A 15,213-nucleotide genomic window follows, 5' to 3' on the forward strand; every position below is an offset into this window, starting at 1 on the left:
TATTTTGTATTTTATTAAGAAATATAAAAACTATTGTTCAGATGCTTTTATATAGTGTGTTTTTTCATTTATTTTCTCTGATACTAAATCAGAATCTAGCTTGGTTTCTATTGATACATTTCCACTAAAAACATCATTCATTTTCTCTTTGTCTAATGCATTTTCCCAGCGAGCGACAACAATACAAGCGCAAGCATTACCCACAAGATTAGTTAATGCGCGACATTCTGACATAAAACGATCAATACCTAGGATCAAAGCCATACCGGCAACGGGAACGCTAGGAACAACCGATAATGTTGCGGCAAGAGTAATGAAACCAGCTCCTGTAACACCTGCTGCACCTTTTGAGCTGATCATGGCAACAAACAGTAATGTAATTTGCTCTGTTAACGACAAATCAACGCCTGTTGCTTGAGCGATAAATAATGCCGCCATGGTCATATAGATATTAGTACCATCCAAATTAAAGGAATAACCAGTAGGAATAACTAAACCAACGACTGATTTTTTACAGCCAAGTTGTTCCATTTTACTCATTAATGTGGGCAACGCAGCTTCAGATGAAGAGGTGCCTAATACCAACCAAAGCTCATCTTTTATGTATTTAATTAAAGAGAGGATAGAAAAACCATTATATTTAGCAACAGCACCTAAAACTACCAACACAAAAAGTAATGCAGTTAGATAAAAAGTAATCACCAACAACATTAAATTACCAATGGAAGAAATGCCGTATTTGCCTATAGTAAAAGCCATTGCACCAAAAGCACCAATAGGCGCTAACTTCATTAGCATACCAACCATCTTAAAAACCGGATCGCAAAGATGCTGTAAGAATTTTAATACAGGTTCACCTCGTGAGCCTATTGATGCTAATGCCAAACCAAAAATCACAGAAACAAACAGCACTTGTAAGATATTGCCGTTAACTAATGGGCTAACGATAGTATCAGGGATGATATTCATGAAAAAATCAACAAGAGAAGAGCTGTGTGCCTGAGTGACATACATTTCTACTCGGCTACTGTCTAATGATTCAGGAGAGATATTTAAACCATCACCAGGGCGAATAATATTGGCAGTGATTAATCCAATAACAAGTGCAATTGTAGAAAATGTAAGAAAGTAAATCATCGATTTACCCGCTACTTTTCCAACGGCTTTCATATTGTTCATACCAGCAATGCCGGTTACTACGGTTAGAAAAATAACAGGAGCAATGATCATTTTTACTATTTTGATAAATCCATCACCTAACGGTTTGAAAGATTCACCAATATCAGGATAAAAATGGCCTAATAAAATACCGAAAATGATAGCTATAATGACTTGGATATATAACACACGATAAAAGGGGAGCTTGCGGGATGAAGTCTGCATAAAAATTCCCTGTAACTGAAAGATATTGACTAAATAAAAAAGAAATTATGATGTAAATTATTATTTACATTTATTTTGTTGTGACAGGTAACTTAAAGGTATGAGTAAACTAGGTCAATAAAATAAAGTTGATTTTATCAAATATTGTGCTCTTCATCTAAAAAATTAGATTTTAATTCCTGTTTTTATGTTTTTTTTGAAATTTATTTAACCTAAACATTAGGTTAATAAAATTATTTTTTTGTTTGGTTTTATTGCGCTTATTTAATGATATGTATATTTAAATCGATTTTAAAGTGAATAAAAAAAGTGAGATGTAAACAAAAATGGACGAGGAGAAATCGGTTTAAGAGGTAATAAGCAAATTATTTTTATTCTCAGGTTTATTATGGAAAGTATGTACCATTCACAAAATCCGTAATAAAAATAAATTCTAACCAACAAACAAAGAAAAATTCAGAAAGAATAATAAAGGCGAATATTGAGCGGAATTCTGAGATATCTCGTATTAAAATAAACAGAGAGGTATTATGATTGCAGAAAATAGAAATTTTAGTGAATATCTATTTTATTAGTTCTTTTAGTTTGTTCATAATATTATTTCTTATTTATAAATTATAAAAAAATAAGTATTTATTTTTGAAGGTAATAGATATGAAAAATAGAAGAGCACATAAGTGCTCTTCTATTGATTATAAAAAATACTTTTTATTTCACTGGGATTTTAATTGCATTATCAGATTCAATTTCAATAGCATCTAATGGAGCATCTTCAATAAATTCACTTGATGTTCTACCACTAAAGACATCATTCATTCTTTCTTTATCTAAGGCATTTTCCCAACGAGCAACCACGATGCAGGCGCAAGCATTGCCCACAAGATTGGTTAATGCACGACACTCTGACATAAAGCGGTCAATGCCTAGAATTAATGCCATACCTGCAACAGGAACACTTGGTACAACGGATAAAGTTGCAGCTAAAGTAATAAAGCCTGCACCAGTAACACCAGCAGCACCTTTTGAACTTATCATTGCGACTAAAAGCAGTGTAATTTGTTCTGTTAATGAAAGGTCGATACCAGTAGCTTGTGCAATAAATAAAGCTGCCATGGTCATATAGATGTTAGTGCCGTCTAAGTTAAAGGAATAACCTGTTGGAATAACTAAACCGACAACTGATTTTTTACAACCTACATTTTCCATTTTACGCATTAAGCTAGGTAAAGCCGCTTCTGAAGAAGATGTCCCTAATACTAACCAAAGCTCATCTTTTATATATTTAATTAAAGAGAGAATAGAGAAGCCATTATATTTTGCAACAGCACCTAACACGACAAGAACGAATAATAATGAAGTTATATAGAAAGTCAGAACAAGTAATACCAAGTTACTGATTGATGAAATACCATATTTACCAATGGTAAAGGCCATTGCACCAAAAGCACCGATAGGGGCTAATTTCATTAGCATACCGACCATTTTGAATACAGGTTCAGAGAAGTTTTGTAAAAATTTAAGAACCGGTTCACCACGAGCACCGATAGACGCTAAGGCAATACCAAAGATCACAGAAACAAATAGTACTTGTAAAATATTCCCATTAACCAATGGGCTAATAACCGTATCAGGAATAATATTCATTAAGAAGCCAACAATTGAAGAGTCATGCGCTTTTGCTACATAACTTTCTACTTTGCTCGCATCTAATGAGGCTGGAGAAATATTGAGACCATCACCAGGGCGAATAATATTTGCAACAATTAAACCGATAATTAATGCAATGGTAGAGAAAGTAAGGAAGTAAGCCATGGATTTACCCGCGACTGTGCCTACCGCTTTCATATTATTCATACCAGCAATACCCGTTACGACAGTTAAGAAGATAACCGGTGCGATGATCATTTTTACGATTTTAATAAAAGCATCACCAAGTGGTTTAAATGATTCACCAACGTCAGGATAGAAGTGACCAAGTAAGATGCCGAGTAAAATAGCAACAATCACTTGCACATATAATACTTTATAAAGCGGTTGTTTTTTAGTTGAAGTTTGCATGAAAGTGTCCCTGCACCTATTGGTACATTATTTATATATTTATAAGTTAGAAAAAAACAGAGTTGTAAATAAAATTTTACATTATTGTAATTTTATTGATGCTAACTTAAATGTACGAGTAAATCAGGTCAATAACATAAAATCTATTTAGTTAATTATTGAGTGCTGAATCGAAAAAAATAGTAAAAAAATTCTATTTCGTACATTTTTTGGTATTAAATGTAACCGAGTGTGTAATTTAAGAGATAAAATCTAATTTTTAAATAATTGTTAGTATTAAATCTTGGCGAGGTTTTTGAGCAGATAATTTAAATATTGCTTTTGGCGTGTAAATCTATATATACAGTAAGAATTGATATCATGATAACAATTACCCTTAGCTGAATGATGACGAGGGTAATTGTTAAAAATAAATTAGCTCTTTTTATTACTCACTTTATTCTTCACGAATAAAAGAAATTAATTCAGGTTGTGCAATTCGTTTGTAATCTTGCGTATTAAGAATAATTGAGCGTTCTAATGTACCCGCATTAAAAGCGAGTTCATCAAAGCGTTCAAAAAGTAGCGGGTCAGCCACAAGCTTTAACGCTGGGTGAAAACTAAAGGGAGGGATAGCACCAAATACACATTGGGTAAGATCATCAACTTCCTTAGGGCTTGCTAGAGACGCTCTAGTTCCACCAATTTGATGCGCAAGCTTTGATAGATCGGCTTGTTTATCAGCGGGTAATATTGCAAGAACATGTTGTTTAATACCGTTACCTTTAATATGGCAAACAAGTCCTTTTGCTCCCTGTCCTAATTGTGTTCCTCTTATTTTTGCAACTTCTTCAGAACGACCTGCGGTAGGGTGTTCCATTACACGGTAAGTAGCATGATTTTGATCTAATAAAGCAGTCAGTTGCTCAAAAATAGTCAAAGACATCAATGACTCCTGATTAATAAGTTATTTATTTAAGGTCATTATACGACTTTAAAAAAAATATTCTGCTGTGATGTTTATGGTTGGTTTTGATTATTTTGATAAGCTTTTCAAATTATTTTGTTACAAATGATAATATGTTAATAGTATTATCCTATTGAATTAATAGGGTAATTGGGCTTCTTTATTTAATTACCTGTAATAACATGACAAACAAATTGATATTTATTCATTATCTTGATGATGATCAATTTAAGAACAAAAAGAATAGAACATATTAAAACATAGATTTAATTACTAAAAAGGAAGTCAATAATGGCAGTTTCAACATTCTATATCCCTTCTGTAAATAAAATTGGTTCGGGTTGTCTGGCTGAAGCGGTAAGTTCAATGAAAGACTTTGGCTTTCATAAGGCACTTATCGTCACTGATAGTATTTTAAATCAACTGGGTGTTGTTGATAAAGTCAGTAAGTTACTGACAGAAGCTGGTATTTCTAGTGTAACTTATGATGGTACTGCACCAAACCCTACGGTTGAAAACGTAGAAGCAGGTTTAGCTTTGCTGAAAGAAAATCAATGTGACTGTGTGATTTCTTTAGGTGGTGGCTCTCCACATGATTGCGCTAAAGGTATCGCGTTAGTGGCTTCTAATGGCGGAAAAATCGCTGATTATGAAGGTGTTGATCGTTCTGCAAAACCTCAATTACCTTTAATTTCTATTAATACTACCGCAGGTACGGCTTCTGAAATGACGCGTTTTTGTATCATCACTGATACTGCTCGTCATATTAAAATGGCTATCGTTGATAAAAACGTTACCCCAATCTTGTCTGTAAATGACTCAGAATTAATGATTGGTATGCCAAAAGGCTTAACCGCAGCAACAGGTATGGATGCATTAACTCATGCTGTTGAAGCGTATGTTTCAATTGCCGCAAACCCAATCACTGATGCGTGTGCATTAAAAGCAGTTACTATGATCAGTGAGTCTTTACGTAAAGTTGTTGATAACGGCGGTGATGAGCAAGCACGTGAAAATATGGCTTACGCACAATTCTTAGCGGGTATGGCATTTAATAACGCTTCTTTAGGTTATGTGCATGCTATGGCTCACCAATTAGGTGGCTTCTATAATTTACCTCATGGTGTGTGTAATGCAGTGTTATTACCTCATGTTCAAGCTTATAACATCCAAGCTGCCGCGGGTCGTTTAAAAGATATCGCACAAGCAATGGGTGTTGATGTTTCTGCAATGAGCGATGAGCAAGGCGCTAAAGCGTGTATCGAAGAAATTCGTAAAATGGCTAAAGATGTGGGTATTCCAGCAGGTCTGAAAGAATTAGGCGTAAAAGAAGAAGACTTCAAAACATTAGCTGAAAATGCGCTGAAAGATGCTTGTGCAATCACTAACCCTGTTCAGGGCACTGAAAGTGATGTTATCGAGTTATTCCGCCAAGCAATGTAATACTCAAGAAATAAATAACAACTAATCTTTGTTATTTTTATGTCTTAACTGAGTAATAAAAGCACCTCAAAATCTCATGAGGTGCTTTTTTGTTTATGTGTTATTTTCTCGTTTGGTAGCTCTAGATAGGGCTAATTAGCTAGAAATTATTCAGCTTTTTTATGACGCTCTTGCAAGCAACCAATGACATCAGAGAGTGATAATGATTGGTCTTGTAACAATACCATTAAGTGATAGAGCAGATCAGAGGCTTCATTTCTTAGCTCTTCTCTATCATTAACTGTGGCAGCTAATGCGGTTTCTACACCTTCTTCTCCGACTTTTTGAGCTATTCGTTTTGTACCACTGGCGTAAAGACGGGCAGTGTAAGAGCTATCTGGTGAGGCATTTTTACGCTCACGTAATATATTTTCCAGCTCATAGAGAAATCCCCACTGGCTTTGTGCAGGAGCAAAGCAACTCTCAGTGCCATTATGGCAAGTTGGTCCAATCGGATTCGCTAAAATAAGTAAAGTATCATTATCACAGTCAGGATAAATATTGACTAACTTGAGAAAATTGCCTGATGTTTCACCTTTTGTCCATAAACGTTGTTTAGTACGAGAATAGAAAGTGACATTTCTACTTTTTAGTGTCACATCTAGCGCTTCTCTATTCATGTAGCCTAGCATTAATACATCACCTGAAATGGCATTTTGGATAATAACAGGCATAAGATTATCCACTTTTTCCCAATCTAATTGCGCTAATGTTTCACTATTCATTATATTCTTACCTTAACGTCATTTTCTGCAAGATATTGTTTTAATTCGTTAATATTAATAATTTGCTTGTGAAAAACAGACGCTGCAAGTGCGCCATCAACATTGGCTAATTTAAAGGCATCAAGAAAGTGTGACATCTCGCCAGCACCACCAGAAGCAATAAGAGGTACATCGGCAACTTGGCGTACTTGAGCTAATTGTTTCAAGTCATAACCTTGTCTGACACCATCTTGATTCATCATATTTAAAACAATTTCACCCGCGCCTAGCTTCTGAACTTCACGTACCCAATCAAGTGTTTTCCAATGTGTTTGTTGAGTGCGTTTTTCATCCCCAGTGAATTGATAAACTAGGTATTCACCTGTTTTTTCATCAAACCAAGTATCAATGCCTACAACAACACATTGCACACCGTAACGTTCTGCTAAGCGTGAAATCAATGTTGGATCAGAAAGCGCAGGGGAGTTGATCGAAATCTTATCTGCCCCAAAAGAGAGAATTTTTCCTGCATCCTCAACGGAACGAATGCCACCAGCAACACAAAATGGAATATCAATGACTTCAGCTACACGTGACACCCAGCTTTTATCAACAACTCGACCATCAGAAGAGGCGGTAATATCATAAAATACAAGCTCATCAGCGCCTTCTTTGGCATAGCGTTCAGCAAGAGGAACAATATCACCAATGATTTCATGATTTCGAAATTGAACACCTTTAACAACTTGTCCATCACGAACATCAAGACAAGGAATTATGCGTTTTGCCAGCATGATATCGCCTCTTTTAATGTAAATTTGCCTTCTAATAATGCTCTACCAACAATAATACCAGCGACGCCAGATGCCGGAAGTGCTGCGATATCTTGTAAATTACCAATACCACCAGAAGCTTGAAATAAAATGTCAGGAAAACGTTGGCTAATTTCTGTATACAATTCAACGTTAGAGCCTGTTAATGTGCCGTCACGAGAAATATCAGTACACAACACATGTTTTAACCCGACACTTTGATAAAGTTCGATGATCTCTTCGAGGGTATAAAGAGAATTCTCTTGCCAGCCACTCACCGCTACCCATTTTTTGCCTTGTTTATCAATACGAACATCAAGGGCTAATACAATGCTATCTGCGCCATAACGCTCAAACCAAGTTTTTACCATTTCGGGCTGACTGATCGCGGTAGAGCCAATAACAACTCTACTTGCTCCTGCATCGAGTAATGATTTTACATCAGCTTCAGTGCGAATACCTCCACCTACTTGTACTGGTACATTCACACAAGCAACAAGCTCTTTTAATAGTGAAATTTGGCGAGCTGAAGGATCTTTTGCACCCGTTAGATCTACTAAATGAAGCAGTTTTGCACCGTCTCTTTCATATTGTTGATAACGAATCAGCGGATTATCATCGTAATCGCGTTGCTTGGCGTAATCACCTTGATGAAGACGGACAACTTTCCCGTCAATCAAATCTAATGCTGGAATGATCATAACGCGTTACATCTCCAAAAAATTCTTGATAAGTTGAGCTCCAGATTTTCCAGAGCGCTCTGGGTGAAATTGCACACCATAAAAATTATCTTTTTGAATTGCGCTACTAAAACGAGAGCCATATTCAGTTTCGGCAATGGTTGATTCATTTAATGCTAAACCATAACTGTGAACAAAATAGAACCAAGCATCGTTATCAAGAGAACGAAAAAGAGGATGAGCAGGTTTCGCTAATACTTGATTCCAACCCATATGAGGTAACGGTAAACCTGCTGTATTTAACTTATCAATGGTGCCATCAACGAGCCCTAATAAAGGAACACCTTTTCCTTCTTCGCTTAGTGAAGCCAATATTTGCATACCTAAACAAATCCCTAAAACAGGCTGTGTTAACGCTTTAATTAAAGGAATTAATTCGCGCGCTTCCAGTTGTTCCATTGCTGCGCGAGCCGTTCCCACACCAGGTAAAAAGAGTTTATCCGCAGATAGTACAACGTTTTTTTCATAGGAAATAATGGGATCATAACCGAGTCGCTTAACGGCATAAGCGACAGAGGCTAAATTGGCACAACCTGTATCAAGAATAACCACTTTCATCACAGAACACCTTTTGAGCTTGGTAAAGTATTACCTTCAACACGAATGGCTTGGCGTAATGTACGACCAAAGACTTTAAATAAGCTTTCCGCTTTGTGGTGATCGTTTTTGCCTTTCGATTTTAGGTGTAATGTGCAACCCATGGTGTAAGAGAGTGAACGGAAAAAGTGTTCTATCATTTCCGTACTTAGATCACCGACACGTTGATATTTAAATTCTGCTTTGTATTCAAGGTGTGGGCGACCTGAAATATCTAATGCACAGCTTGCAAGGCATTCATCCATCGGTAATGTAAAACCAAAGCGAGCAATGCCGCGTTTATCACCCAATGCTTCACGCAGGGCTTCACCTAAAGCAAGGCCCGTGTCTTCAACAGTGTGGTGGTCGTCAATCACTAAGTCGCCTTGTACGTCGATATTCATACGAAAACCGCCATGAGTGGCAATTTGATCAAGCATATGATCAAAGAAACCAACACCAGTGCTGATTTGGCTGTCACCTTCACGATCAAGCCAGATATCAATAGCAATTTGCGTCTCTTTTGTTTTACGCTCAACGTGAGCGTAGCGATCTTTTTTGGTGAGTTGTTCTGTGATGACCGTCCAATTAAGCTCATTGGTATTATAAAGTAAGCCTTTAATACCCATATTTTCAGCTAACTGAATATCTGTTTGTCTATCACCAATAACGTAGCTGTTATCTTTATCGAGTGCACCATCAACTAAGTATTGTGTGACAAGCCCTGTTTCAGGTTTGCGACAAGGGCAGTTATCTTCAGGTTTATGAGGACAAATTAAAACATCATCAAAGGTTATTCCTTGTGATGAGAAAATTTGCATCATCAAATTATGTGGCGGATCAAAATCTGCCTGAGGAAAACTTTCTGTGCCTAATCCATCTTGATTAGTGATCATAATAAGCTTGTAACCGGCCTTTTGTAGCGCGGTCAGTGCGGGGATCACGTCATTTTCAAAGGCGAGTTTATCGAGTCTATCAACTTGATAATCTGTAGGTGGCTCGGTGATTAAAGTACCATCACGGTCAATAAAAAGAATTTTTTGGCTCATGGTAAGTTCCCTCAGTTGCGATTTTTATTGTTATCGTTTTATATTTTATACGTTTGCAGTTTGAATATTTTTTATGGCATTGATCACGCTATCACATTCTTCGGTTGTACCGATAGAAATACGCAAGCAACCATTAAGCCCATATTGACGTTGTTGATCGCGTAAAATGATCCCTTGCTCCCATAAAGTACGGAAAACCAGATTAGCATCAGTGAATTTCACTAAAATATAGTTGGTTTCGCTGTTATAAACCTGCTCAACATTCGGTAATTTTTTTAATGCATCAGATAAAACCGTTCTGTTACGTGATATTTCAGCAACACGATTTTTCATCACGTCAATACCCGCTTCAGTTAATGCTTGTGCTGCAATGTCGGCAACAGGTGTTGACAGTGGATATGGTGCGATCACTTTTAGCAATAATTCAATGATGGGTGGATTGGCAAGCGTAAATCCACAGCGCAATCCAGCTAATGCAAATGCTTTCGATAAGGTTCGCAAAATGACTAAATTCGGATAATCTTCAAGCCATGAAACAATGGATGCTTGTGGGCAGAATTCTATATAAGCTTCATCAACTGCAACTATAGTTTTACCTTTAGCAAGTTCTAATACATCACGAATAAGTGAAGGGTTAACAATGTTTCCAGTTGGGTTATTAGGGCTACAAAGATAGATCAGTTTTACATTATCAAGCTGTGATGACATTGTTTTAACATCGGGGTTCCAATCAGCGAGCGTAGGAATAACACGTTGTTCTATACCAAATGTTTCTGCACTTACGCTATACATGCCGTAAGTAGGAGGGCAATAAAGCACTGCATCTTTACCCGGTTCGCAAAAAGCACGAATAAGCAGTTCAATGGCTTCATCTGCACCACGGCTGACTAAGACTTGATTTGGATTAACACCCGCATATGCGGCATAACGATTAATGACATTAACAGGCTGACACTCAGGGTAACGGTTTAAATTTTTTTCATTAAAAGTAAATTCGGGTGCAACAGGGTATTCGTTTGCATTTAACCAAACCGAACCATTCCCGCCTAAACGTCTTGCCGACTGATAAGGCGTTAACTCACGTACATTTTTCCGGGCAAGTGAGGTGATATCAAATTCATTTTTCATCGTTATTTTTCCCCTGAGCCAAAGCATTAACACGAAGTGTGACTGCATTTTTGTGAGCGGTTAATTGTTCAGCTTGCGCTAATATTTCAATAGTTTGTGCTAAATCAGATAAACCTTGTGCCGTGAGTTTTTGTACAGTCATGCGTTTCATAAAGTCAGCCAAACCTAAACTTGAGTAGGTTGAGGTGTAGCCATAAGTCGGTAAAACGTGATTAGTGCCTGAAGCATAATCTCCCGCTGATTCAGGAGACCAAGCACCAAGAAAAACAGAACCAGCACTGGTAATGCTATCAACACGTGTATCAGCATCATTAGTTTGAATAATCAAGTGCTCAGGGCCATAGCTATTGCTGATTTCAATACATTGATTGAGATCGCGAGTAATAATGACTCGACTTTCAGCTAAAGCTTGTTTGGCAATTTCAGCTCGGCTTAATTGTGTAAGTTGTGTTTCAGTTTCAGCAATAACTGCTTTGGCTAATGTTTCATCTGGAGTTAATAACACAACTTGTGAATCAGGGCCGTGCTCTGCTTGTGACAGTAAGTCAGCAGCAATAAATGCAGGATTTGCATCGGCATCAGCAATCACCAAAACTTCTGAAGGGCCTGCTGGCATATCAATAGCTGCACCTTGTAGTGATTGGCTGACTTGGCGTTTGGCTTCGGTAACATAAGCATTACCGGGGCCAAAGATTTTATCTACTTTAGGAATAGATTCTGTACCAAACGCCATTGCCGCAATCGCCTGCGCACCACCGACTTGGAAAATTTCATCAATACCAATTTGTTGAGCAATATATAAAATTTCATCAGCAATAGGAGGAGGAGAGCAAAGAATAACTTTGCGACAACCTGCAATACGCGCTGGGATACCTAACATCATTACGGTTGAAAGTAATGGAGCCGAGCCACCAGGAATATAAAGTCCTACTGCATCAATGGGTCTGCTTACTTGTTGACAAAATACTCCTGGCTGAGTTTCTACTTCAATAGTGTTAGGAATTTGAGCTTCATGAAAACGGCGAATATTATTCATCGCCTGTGCTATTGCTTGTTTTATTTCGTTATTAAGTCTTGTTGTGGCTTCATCAATTTGCGTTTTTGGCACCAAAACACTTTCCGGCGCTGCCTTATCGAATTTTTGGCTAAGTGCTTTAAGCGCTTTATCCCCATCATTGCGTACCTGTGAAATGATGCTAGCAACTTGTTCTGTAATTGAACCGGATGCTGAAATAGCAGGGCGAGTTAATAGCACTTGTTGCTGTTCTTGTGTGCATTCATTCCAGTAAGTTAATGTATTAAAACCCGTTTTCATCATTTCACCTTATTCCATCATTTTTTCAATTGGTAAAACAAGAATTGAACTTGCACCTAATGCTTTTAACTTTTCCATTGTTTCCCAGAATAGGGTTTCACTGCTGACCATGTGCATTGCAACGCGATTCTGGTCACCTGCAAGAGGCAGAATAGTTGGTCTTTCAGCACCAGGAAGTAACGCAATGACATCTTCGAGGCAATCACTTGGTGCGTGTAACATAATGTATTTTGATTCTCGAGCTTGGATAACGCCTTGAATACGCGTCAGTAAACGGTCGATAAGGGCTTGTTTGTCGGTTTCCATTTCCCCGTCGCGTTGGATCAAACACGCTTTTGAACGATAAATAACTTCAACTTCTTTTAAACCGTTAGCTTCTAATGTTGCACCAGTAGAAACTAAGTCACAGATAGAGTCAGCAAGACCTGCACGAGGAGCGACTTCAACAGAACCATTTAATAGGCATGATTTAAACTTGATACCTTTTTGGTCTAAATAACGTTTTAGTAGATTGGGGTAAGAGGTGGCAATGCGTGTATTATCTAGGCATTCAGCACCTTGATAGTTAAAATCAACAGGGGTTGCAAGAGATAAACGGCAACCACCAAAATCAAGACGTCGTAGTGTGAGATAACTCGGGTTTTCGCCTTGTGCTCGGCGTTTTAATAACTCTTCTTCTAATACGTTTTCCCCAATAATTCCTAAATCAACCACACCGTCCATCACCAGACCTGGAATATCGTCATCTCTTACACGTAAAATATCGATTGGCATATTTTCCGCATAAGCGATCAGACGTTGTTGGTTTAAGTTAATTTTGATGCCACAACGTGCTAAAAGGGCACGAGACTCATCACTTAAACGACCTGATTTTTGCATTGCTATTCTTAATCTTGTTTTGTCTAACATAATATTACCCTGTCCTTGTCTTAATTTTTTGTTTGAAAATTAGCTATAAAAAAACCCCGGAAGTTGCCTTCCGGGGTTTTTATTGTTTGTCTGCATTCAGACCACCGGAAGCGTTACTTAAACGTCTTCCAGCACTCATCGCCTGAAAGACTAGTCAGGATGATGGTGATGATGGTGGTTTAGTTGAATGCTATACATAATTATTTTCCTAGCTAATTACACTATTTGTTATTTGATGTGCTCGTTACTATTAATTTGTATGTATGTAGTAACCAACATTCAGAATTTGTCTGCCTTTCAACCTACATGATTTGCAAAGTGAAAAGCAACCTATTTTTTAATAATAATTTAATTATTTTGTAACCTTTTGTTTTTAATGCTATTTTAATATTTCTCTTATTTACTTAATGTCGCAAGTGAGCGAGTATATAGGGGTATGCTAAAAATTAACGAAATATAAGTAGTATTTATATGTAATGGCGAAATGAAAATTTTATAGCATACTTTAACTAAGCCATTTAAGTAGGGGAGCAAAATGAAACGAATAACCATCGTTGGATTAGGTTGGTTAGGTTTACCACTTGCCGCTGCGTTGCGTGATGCAGGTTATCAAGTTAAAGGGACTAAAACCACCGAAGATGGCGTAGAAGCAGCAAGAATGAGTGGCGTTGATTGCTGTTTAGTGAATTTAACACCCGCAATTGAATGTGATAGAGATGATTTTGATTACTTAATGGAAACTGACGTACTGATCATCACGTTGCCGCCAAGTGCCGCTGGTGGCGGTTATGATTATGTTGAAGCTATTCAAACGTTAGTGGATAGTGCAATGTCTCGCCATGTTACAAGAGTGATTTACATTAGCTCTACTTCTGTATATGGCAATCAAACAGGTAATATCACAGAAGAAATGGATATTCGACCAGAAACACAATCGGCAAAAATGTTAGCTGAAGTTGAAAACTGGTTACATCGTTTACCGTTAACCACTGTTGATATTCTTCGATTAGCTGGGTTAGTTGGCCCAGGTCGTCATGCCGGACGTTTTTTATCGGGTAAAAAACAAGTAAAAGGCGCGCATCAGTGTGTCAATTTAGTTCATTTAGATGATGTGATTTTTGCGGTTGAACAACTGCTTGCACAAAACGAAGGTGGTCATTTATATAATTTATGTGCCCCAATTCATCCTAAAAAGAAAGATTTTTACTCAAGAGTATCCTCTCAACTTGATCTTATTCCCCCTGAATTTGCAGATGAAGAGAAGCCGTTAATACGGGAAATTGACGGTCAGGAGATCTGTCGAGATCTTGGATTCCATTATCATTATCCAGATCCCGACAAAATGCCAATGAATTAACTTATAGGCAGTAATACAACATCACGGAAAATAGATCTTTCACTTAATTGTGCAAACCAGCGCTCAATATGTGGGAAGTGAGGTCTATCTTTACAAACCTCGAGCCATGGATAAACCAGTGGCGCGATAGCGATATCAGCAAGAGAGATTTCATCTCCAGCAAAATAAGTTGTTTTTGCCAGTTGGTTATCTGCAATTTTGATCAGTTTGTTAAGCTTTTCTTTTAATGCTTCAACAAGCTCGGGGTTCTGTTGCTCTTTAGGTGTGCGAACAATCATTATCATCATTTGTTGAATGGGTGAAAATAGGCTGCCATTTGACCAATCCATCCATTTTTCTACATTTGCTCGTTGTTTAGGATCAATTGGATAGAGTGCGTTATTCTCATATTTTGAGCATAAATAACGAATAATGGTATTAGACTCCCATAAAACAAAGTCATCATCTTGTAATGTTGGGATAGAAGCGTTGGGATTCATTGCTAAATAATTTGCTTCATTGAGTCCACCAAATGGACCACCAACATCAATTTGCTCATAAGGTACGTTTAACTCCTTTAAGCACCAAAGAACTTTTTTAACGTTAGATGAGTTTTTTCTACCCCAGACTTTTAACATAAAGGTCTCCTAAACCACGATAAGTAATAAAATTTCCCTCTATAGGGCGTTAAACATGAATATAAGATAAATCTCTATATATCAATGTTGGCGTCTTATTCCAGAAAGCCATATAGTAGGAAAGCTTTAACAAATTG

General features: G+C 37.3%; 14 protein-coding genes and 1 other annotated feature. Of the genes, 2 read left to right on the forward strand and 12 right to left on the reverse strand.

Annotation, left to right across the window (positions count from 1 at the left end):
• Positions 1-30: 30 nt before the first annotated feature.
• From ABN217_RS05420 to ABN217_RS05430, 3 genes are all read right to left on the reverse strand, one after another.
• On the reverse strand, positions 31-1,383 hold the full coding sequence (locus ABN217_RS05420; RefSeq protein ID WP_115350937.1) for a dicarboxylate/amino acid:cation symporter: 1,353 nt from the start codon (positions 1,381-1,383) through the stop codon (positions 31-33).
• A gap of 708 nt (positions 1,384-2,091) precedes the next feature.
• A complete protein-coding gene (locus ABN217_RS05425) occupies positions 2,092-3,441 on the reverse strand; it encodes a dicarboxylate/amino acid:cation symporter (RefSeq protein ID WP_072069718.1) in 1,350 nt (449 codons plus the stop codon).
• Positions 3,442-3,877: 436 nt separating this feature from the next.
• Positions 3,878-4,366 carry a YbaK/prolyl-tRNA synthetase associated domain-containing protein gene (locus tag ABN217_RS05430; RefSeq protein WP_349459161.1) on the reverse strand — a complete coding sequence of 163 codons (489 nt, stop codon included), beginning with the start codon at positions 4,364-4,366 and terminating at the stop codon, positions 3,878-3,880.
• Between the two features lie 312 nt (positions 4,367-4,678).
• On the opposite strand from ABN217_RS05430, the gene yiaY reads away from it, so the two are divergent.
• The gene (gene yiaY, locus ABN217_RS05435; protein WP_072069716.1) at positions 4,679-5,830 is read left to right on the forward strand and encodes an L-threonine dehydrogenase; all 1,152 of its coding nucleotides are present in this window, start codon (positions 4,679-4,681) and stop codon (positions 5,828-5,830) included.
• Between the two features lie 146 nt (positions 5,831-5,976).
• Here yiaY and hisIE read toward each other — a convergent pair whose 3' ends face one another.
• From hisIE to hisG, 8 genes are read right to left on the reverse strand one after another with little or no spacing between them, the layout of a single operon-like run.
• Positions 5,977-6,594 (reverse strand): bifunctional phosphoribosyl-AMP cyclohydrolase/phosphoribosyl-ATP diphosphatase HisIE, encoded by a 618-nt coding sequence (gene hisIE / locus ABN217_RS05440; RefSeq protein WP_082151811.1) that lies wholly within the window; start codon positions 6,592-6,594, stop codon positions 5,977-5,979.
• On the reverse strand, positions 6,594-7,367 hold the full coding sequence (gene hisF, locus ABN217_RS05445) for an imidazole glycerol phosphate synthase subunit HisF (RefSeq protein WP_109400805.1): 774 nt from the start codon (positions 7,365-7,367) through the stop codon (positions 6,594-6,596). Before hisF ends, hisIE begins: the two co-directional genes overlap by 1 nt.
• Positions 7,349-8,086 (reverse strand): 1-(5-phosphoribosyl)-5-[(5-phosphoribosylamino)methylideneamino]imidazole-4-carboxamide isomerase, encoded by a 738-nt coding sequence (gene hisA / locus ABN217_RS05450; RefSeq protein WP_349440095.1) that lies wholly within the window; start codon positions 8,084-8,086, stop codon positions 7,349-7,351. The genes hisF and hisA overlap by 19 nt, the downstream gene beginning before the upstream one ends.
• Positions 8,087-8,092: 6 nt before the next feature.
• Positions 8,093-8,683, reverse strand: a complete 591-nt coding sequence (hisH, locus tag ABN217_RS05455; protein WP_349459162.1) for an imidazole glycerol phosphate synthase subunit HisH — start codon at positions 8,681-8,683, stop codon at positions 8,093-8,095.
• On the reverse strand, positions 8,683-9,750 hold the full coding sequence (hisB, locus tag ABN217_RS05460) for a bifunctional histidinol-phosphatase/imidazoleglycerol-phosphate dehydratase HisB (protein WP_349440098.1): 1,068 nt from the start codon (positions 9,748-9,750) through the stop codon (positions 8,683-8,685). The genes hisH and hisB overlap by 1 nt, the downstream gene beginning before the upstream one ends.
• A 45-nt stretch (positions 9,751-9,795) precedes the next feature.
• Positions 9,796-10,878, reverse strand: coding sequence for a histidinol-phosphate transaminase (gene hisC / locus ABN217_RS05465; RefSeq protein WP_349439408.1), 1,083 nt, complete (start codon positions 10,876-10,878; stop codon positions 9,796-9,798).
• Positions 10,868-12,196, reverse strand: a complete 1,329-nt coding sequence (hisD, locus tag ABN217_RS05470; RefSeq protein WP_349439409.1) for a histidinol dehydrogenase — start codon at positions 12,194-12,196, stop codon at positions 10,868-10,870. The genes hisC and hisD overlap by 11 nt, the downstream gene beginning before the upstream one ends.
• Before the next feature lie 6 nt (positions 12,197-12,202).
• Positions 12,203-13,102 carry an ATP phosphoribosyltransferase gene (hisG, locus tag ABN217_RS05475; RefSeq protein WP_072069708.1) on the reverse strand — a complete coding sequence of 300 codons (900 nt, stop codon included), beginning with the start codon at positions 13,100-13,102 and terminating at the stop codon, positions 12,203-12,205.
• 44 nt (positions 13,103-13,146) lie between these two features.
• Positions 13,147-13,277 (reverse strand) — a sequence feature (His leader region).
• 360 nt (positions 13,278-13,637) lie between these two features.
• Here hisG and ABN217_RS05480 point away from each other — a divergent pair.
• Entirely contained in the window at positions 13,638-14,459 is an 822-nt protein-coding gene (locus tag ABN217_RS05480) for an SDR family oxidoreductase (RefSeq protein ID WP_072069707.1), read from the forward strand.
• Here the strand turns inward: ABN217_RS05480 and ABN217_RS05485 are convergent.
• Positions 14,456-15,076, reverse strand: coding sequence for a glutathione S-transferase family protein (locus tag ABN217_RS05485; RefSeq protein ID WP_196553361.1), 621 nt, complete (start codon positions 15,074-15,076; stop codon positions 14,456-14,458). The two genes, ABN217_RS05480 and ABN217_RS05485, sit on opposite strands and share 4 nt — an antisense overlap.
• Positions 15,077-15,213: the final 137 nt, after the last annotated feature.

It is taken from the genome of Proteus sp. fly-1067, from assembly GCF_040139345.1.
GTDB classification, from domain to species: Bacteria; Pseudomonadota; Gammaproteobacteria; order Enterobacterales; family Enterobacteriaceae; genus Proteus; species Proteus vulgaris_B.

Excerpts from the sequence above, each read along its gene's own strand:
- ABN217_RS05480 (WP_072069707.1), top strand. The coding sequence starts at position 13,638 with ATGAAACGAATAACCATCGTTGGATTAGGTTGGTTAGGTTTACCACTT.
- hisC (WP_349439408.1), bottom strand. The coding sequence starts at position 10,878 with ATGAAAAATGAATTTGATATCACCTCACTTGCCCGGAAAAATGTACGT.
- hisIE (WP_082151811.1), bottom strand. The coding sequence starts at position 6,594 with ATGAATAGTGAAACATTAGCGCAATTAGATTGGGAAAAAGTGGATAAT.
- hisF (WP_109400805.1), bottom strand. The coding sequence starts at position 7,367 with ATGCTGGCAAAACGCATAATTCCTTGTCTTGATGTTCGTGATGGACAA.
- ABN217_RS05430 (WP_349459161.1), bottom strand. The coding sequence starts at position 4,366 with ATGTCTTTGACTATTTTTGAGCAACTGACTGCTTTATTAGATCAAAAT.
- hisH (WP_349459162.1), bottom strand. The coding sequence starts at position 8,683 with ATGAAAGTGGTTATTCTTGATACAGGTTGTGCCAATTTAGCCTCTGTC.
- ABN217_RS05485 (WP_196553361.1), bottom strand. The coding sequence starts at position 15,076 with ATGTTAAAAGTCTGGGGTAGAAAAAACTCATCTAACGTTAAAAAAGTT.
- ABN217_RS05420 (WP_115350937.1), bottom strand. The coding sequence starts at position 1,383 with ATGCAGACTTCATCCCGCAAGCTCCCCTTTTATCGTGTGTTATATATC.
- yiaY (WP_072069716.1), top strand. The coding sequence starts at position 4,679 with ATGGCAGTTTCAACATTCTATATCCCTTCTGTAAATAAAATTGGTTCG.
- hisG (WP_072069708.1), bottom strand. The coding sequence starts at position 13,102 with ATGTTAGACAAAACAAGATTAAGAATAGCAATGCAAAAATCAGGTCGT.
- hisD (WP_349439409.1), bottom strand. The coding sequence starts at position 12,196 with ATGATGAAAACGGGTTTTAATACATTAACTTACTGGAATGAATGCACA.
- hisA (WP_349440095.1), bottom strand. The coding sequence starts at position 8,086 with ATGATCATTCCAGCATTAGATTTGATTGACGGGAAAGTTGTCCGTCTT.
- hisB (WP_349440098.1), bottom strand. The coding sequence starts at position 9,750 with ATGAGCCAAAAAATTCTTTTTATTGACCGTGATGGTACTTTAATCACC.
- ABN217_RS05425 (WP_072069718.1), bottom strand. The coding sequence starts at position 3,441 with ATGCAAACTTCAACTAAAAAACAACCGCTTTATAAAGTATTATATGTG.